Raw genomic sequence first — 4,598 nt, 5'->3', positions numbered from 1 at the left:
GCGAACACGACCCCGAACTCCGCGCCCGCGTGATCAACGGCCTCGCATTCCTCGGCCTCACCCTCGACCCGGACGCCAACACCACCGCCTCGGGTGACACCGAGATCGGCACCGGCGTCTGGGTGGTCACCGCGCGCGAAGACGTCGAGATCGCGGCCGGCACCAGGGCCGCGTTGGCGGCGCGGGAACCGGGGTGATGAGCGGCGCCGGGGTCGCCACTCCACGTCCACAGGAGTTGTCGTGTTGTAAAGTTGAAGAAGTTTTCAACTCTTCAACTCCCAGGAGCCCGTCGTGCCCCTCCCACTGCACCAGGCCAAGGCGGAGTTCTTCCGGATGCTGGGGCACCCGGTGCGCATCCGGGTGCTCGAACTGCTCCAGGACGGGCCCAAGCCGGTGCGCGACCTGCTGGCCGACATCGGGATCGAGGCGTCGAGCCTGTCCGCGCAGCTCGCGGTGCTGCGCCGGTCGGGGATCGTCACGGCGACCCGGGACGGCACGACCGTGGTGTACGCGCTGACCGGTGACGACGTGGCCGAACTGCTCCGCGTGGCGCGGAAGGTCCTCACCGGTCTGCTGGCCGGGCAGAACGAGCTGCTGGCGATGCTGCGCGAGGAGGAGCGGTCGTGACGACCTTCCTGCCCGCCAGGGCGGACTGGGCCGGCGCGACCCGCCGGGACCTGCTCGCCGGGGTGACGGTGGCGATCGTGGCGCTGCCGCTGGCCCTGGGGTTCGGCGTCGCCTCCGGGCTCGGCGCGGCTTCCGGCCTGGTCACGGCCGTCGTGGCGGGCGCGCTGGCGGCGGTGTTCGGCGGCTCCAGCCTCCAGGTGTCCGGCCCGACCGGCGCGATGACGGTGGTGCTGGTGCCGATCGTCGCCCGTCACGGCGTGGACGGCGTGCTGACCGTCGGCCTGCTCGCGGGGGTCCTGCTGGTGTTGCTCGCGGTCGCGCGGGCGGGCCGCTACATGCGGTACGTGCCCGTGCCGGTGGTGGAGGGGTTCACGATCGGCATCGCGGCGGTGATCGCCTTGCAGCAGGTGCCCGCGGCCCTGGGGGTGCCCGCGCCGGGCGAGGACCACGTGGTGCTCGCCGCCGTCGCGGCCTTCGCCGAGTTCGCCGCCGCACCGCGTTGGGAGGCCGTCGCCCTGGCCGCCGGGGTCGCCCTGGTGATGCTGGTCGGCGCCAGGTGGCGGCCAGGGGTGCCGTTCTCGCTGCCCGCCGTCGTCGTGGCGACCCTCGTGGCGCAGTGGGCGGCGCTGCCCGTGGCCCGCATCGGCGAGCTGCCCGCCTCGCTGCCCGCGCCCTCCCTGGCGTTCCTGGACCCGGGCGCGCTGTGGTCGCTGCTGCCCTCGGCGGTGGCGGTGGCCGCGCTCGCCGCGCTGGAGAGCCTGCTGTCGGCCGCGGTCGCCGACGGCATGAGCGTCAACCAACGCCACGACCCGGACCGCGAGCTGTTCGGCCAGGGCGTGGCCAACCTGGTCGCGCCGCTGTTCGGCGGCGTGCCCGCCACGGCGGCCATCGCGCGCACGGCGGTCAACGTCCGCTCCGGCGCGACCTCGCGCCTGGCCGCCCTCACCCACGCCGCGGTGCTGCTGCTGATCGTCCTGGTCGCCGCGCCGTGGGTGGCCGGGGTCCCGCTGGCGGTGCTCGCGGGCGTGCTGCTGGCCACGGCGGTCCGGATGGTCGAGGTCGGCTCGGTGCGCGCCCTGGCCCGCGCGGGCCGCTCCGACGCCGCGGTGCTCGCCCTGACCGCCGTGGCCACGCTCGCGCTGGACCTGGTCACCGCCGTCATCGTCGGCCTGCTGCTGGCGGGCGTGTTCGCGCTGCGCGCGGTGTCGCGGACCGCGCGCCTGGAGGAGGTCCCCCTGGAACCGGGCGACCACCGCGAGGAGGAACGGGCGCTGCTCGCCCAGCACATCGTCGCCTACCGCCTCGACGGCCCGCTGCTGTTCGCCGCCGCCCACCGCTTCCTGCTGGAGCTGACCGAGATCACCCCGGTGTCGGTGGTCATCCTGCGGATGTCCCGGTTGTCCGCCGTGGACGCCACCGGCGCGCAAGTGCTGCGCGACGCCGTGCGCCGCCTGGAACACCGCGGCGTCACCGTCCTGGTCTCCGGCGTGCGCGACGAGCACCGACGGGCGCTGGACACCCTGGACCTGCGCGTGTTCGACCACACGCCCGACGCCATCGACCACGCCCGCGCCCTGCTGCGGGAGCGCGACCTCCTGCCCTGACCGCACGCCGGCTTCAGCGCAGCGACGCGGCGTGGTCGGGCACGTAGGTCTGCAACTCGCGGTCGGTGCGGCGGTAGCCGGTGGGCGCCGGGCGGGGCGGCAGGTGGAACGCCGGGGGCTCGACCTCGTAGTAGGGCAGCGTGGACAGCAGGTGGGCGATCATGTTGACGCGGGCGCGGCGCTTGTCGTCGCTGTCGACCACGTACCAGGGGCACTCGGCGGTGTCGGTGTGGACGAACATCTCGTCCTTGGCGCGGGAGTAGTCCTCCCACCGGGTGATCGAGTCGACGTCCACGGGGGACAGCTTCCAGCGGCGCATCGGGTCGTCGAGGCGGCGTCGGAACCGCTTCTCCTGCTCGGCGTCGCTGACGGAGAACCAGTACTTGCGCAGCAGCACGCCGTCGTCGACCAGCATCCGCTCGAACTGCGGGCACTGCCGGAGGAACCGCCGGTGCTCCTCGGGGGTGCAGAACCCCATCACGTGTTCGACCCCGGCGCGGTTGTACCAGCTGCGGTCGAACAGCACGATCTCCCCGGCGGCGGGCAGGTGGGCCGCGTAGCGCTGGAAGTACCACTGGGTGCGTTCGCGCTCGGTGGGCGCGGGCAGCGCGGCGATGCGGGCGATGCGCGGGTTGAGGTACTCGGTGATCCGCTTGATCGTGCTGCCCTTGCCCGCCGCGTCGCGCCCTTCGAACACGACCACGACGCGGGCCCGTTCCACCCGCACCCACTCCTGGAGCTTCACCAGTTCCGCCTGCAACCGCCTCAGCTCGGCCTCGTAGGCGGGCCGGCGCAGGCGCTCCCCGGTCACCGCTGCTCCCCCGTCTCGCGCACGACGAGCACCGGGCACGGGGCGTGGTGGACCAGGGCGTGGCTGGTGGATCCCAGGGCGTAGCCGGTGAGCGGGCTGCGGCCGTGGCAGCCGACGACCAGCAGCGAGGCGCCGCGGGCGCGTTCGGTGAGCGCGCGGGCGGGGCTGCCGTGGGCGACGACGAGTTCCAGCGGCACCTCCGGGTACTTGCGGCGCCACGGGGCCAGCGTGTCGGCCAGCCGTCCGCCGCGGGTGGCGTCGTGATCGGCCACGTCGATGCCCAGCGCGTCGGCCATGCCATCGTGCAGCGCTTCGGGCGGGGCGTGCCAGGCGTGCACGGCGACCAGCGGCACACCACGTGCGGCGGCCTGCTCGAAGGCGCACGCCAGCAGCGCCGGGTGCTCCTCGTGCACCCCGACCACGACCGGGCCCCCGCCCTGCTCGCCGCGCACCACGACCACCGGGCAGCCGCCGCGGGCGGTGAGCGCGACGGCGGTGGAGCCCAGCAGCAGGGCGGTGAAGCCGCCCAGGCCGCGGGAGCCGAGGACCACCAGGGCCGCGTCCGCGGATTCGGCGAGCAGCAGCGGCACCGGCTCGGCGACCTCGACGTGCAGCTCCAGCACCACCTCGGGGTCCACGGCGCGGGCCTGCGCGGCGGCCTCGCGCAGCCACCGCCACGCCTGCCCGTGCAGTGCTTTGCGGGCGCGCCCCTCCAGTTCGGGGGAATCGGCGGGCAGCCGCAGCTCGGCGTGCACCGCGCGCAGCGGTACCGCCAGCCTGCGGGCTTCCGCCGCGGCCCAGCGCACCGCCTCCAGCGCGGACGCCGAACCGTCGACACCGACCACCACGGGTCCGGTCACCTCGATCGCCTCCTCGACTCCTCGCCCGCGTGGACCCGCGGGGTGCTGTTCACCCGGACCGGTCGACGCGGTCATGCCGGCCCTCCGACCCGGTGGCCGGTGGCGGTGTCGTCCCAGCTGGGGGTCAGCCGGTCCACGACGTCGACCACACCGGGCGTGGCCCTGGTGACCCGGACGGCGATGTCGGCTTCGCTGCGGCGCTCGACGCGCCCGGTCAGGGTGACCACGCCGTCGACCACGTCGACCTCGATGGCGGTCGGCTCCAGCCAGAGCGTGCGCTGCACCACCTCGCGCGTGATCTGCTCGCGCAGTTCGGCGTCGGAGCGCAGGAAGACGCGCAGCAGGTCCCGGCGGGACAGCACGCCGACCAGCCGGCCGTCGCCGTCGACGACGAACAGCCTGCGCACGCCCGCCTCGGCCAACCGGTGGGCCGCGGCGCTCGCGGGTTCGTCGGGGCCGGTGGTGGCCACCGGGGAGGTCATCACGTCGGCCGCGGTGACCCCTTGGGACCGCCGCCACCGGCGGCGGGCGTCACGTCCGGCGAACACCGACGGCGCGTCCTCGGTGCCGCCGCGGTATTCCTCCTTGGGCAGCAGGTCGGCCTCGGACACCACGCCGATCGGCCGGCCCTCGTCGTCGACGACCGGCACGGCGCCGAACGCGCCCTCGGTGAGGGTGGTGGCGATGTCCTTGAAC

At 74.8% G+C, this 4,598-nt stretch carries 5 protein-coding genes and 1 pseudogene; 3 read left to right on the top strand and 3 right to left on the bottom strand.

The features are described 5' to 3' along the window. From ACFV4N_RS40215 to ACFV4N_RS40205, 3 genes and pseudogenes are all read left to right on the top strand, one after another. Positions 1–197 (top strand): annotated as a pseudogene (locus tag ACFV4N_RS40215) (acetate/propionate family kinase); the annotation flags it as partial. A 94-nt stretch (positions 198–291) separates the two neighbouring features. Next, the gene (locus ACFV4N_RS40210) at positions 292–627 is read left to right on the top strand and encodes an ArsR/SmtB family transcription factor (RefSeq protein ID WP_499677942.1); all 336 of its coding nucleotides are present in this window, start codon (positions 292–294) and stop codon (positions 625–627) included. After that, a complete protein-coding gene (locus ACFV4N_RS40205) occupies positions 624–2,231 on the top strand; it encodes a SulP family inorganic anion transporter (protein WP_499677941.1) in 1,608 nt (535 codons plus the stop codon). The genes ACFV4N_RS40210 and ACFV4N_RS40205 overlap by 4 nt, the downstream gene beginning before the upstream one ends. A gap of 13 nt (positions 2,232–2,244) precedes the next feature. Here the strand turns inward: ACFV4N_RS40205 and ppk2 are convergent, their stop codons facing one another. The 3 genes from ppk2 to ACFV4N_RS40190 all read right to left on the bottom strand — a co-directional run. Then, positions 2,245–3,042, bottom strand: coding sequence for a polyphosphate kinase 2 (ppk2, locus tag ACFV4N_RS40200; RefSeq protein WP_499677940.1), 798 nt, complete (start codon positions 3,040–3,042; stop codon positions 2,245–2,247). Further along, the gene (locus ACFV4N_RS40195; RefSeq protein ID WP_499677939.1) at positions 3,039–3,902 is read right to left on the bottom strand and encodes a universal stress protein; all 864 of its coding nucleotides are present in this window, start codon (positions 3,900–3,902) and stop codon (positions 3,039–3,041) included. Before ACFV4N_RS40195 ends, ppk2 begins: the two co-directional genes overlap by 4 nt. A 71-nt stretch (positions 3,903–3,973) precedes the next feature. Continuing rightward, on the bottom strand, positions 3,974–4,598 hold a 625-nt coding region (locus tag ACFV4N_RS40190), incomplete at its 5' end, for a CBS domain-containing protein (protein ID WP_499677938.1).

It is taken from the genome of Actinosynnema sp. NPDC059797 (assembly GCF_042732085.1).
Classification (GTDB): domain Bacteria; phylum Actinomycetota; class Actinomycetes; order Mycobacteriales; family Pseudonocardiaceae; genus Actinosynnema.
Note: the sequence above shows the minus strand (reverse complement) of the source record. Positions and strands in the feature narration are given on the sequence as shown.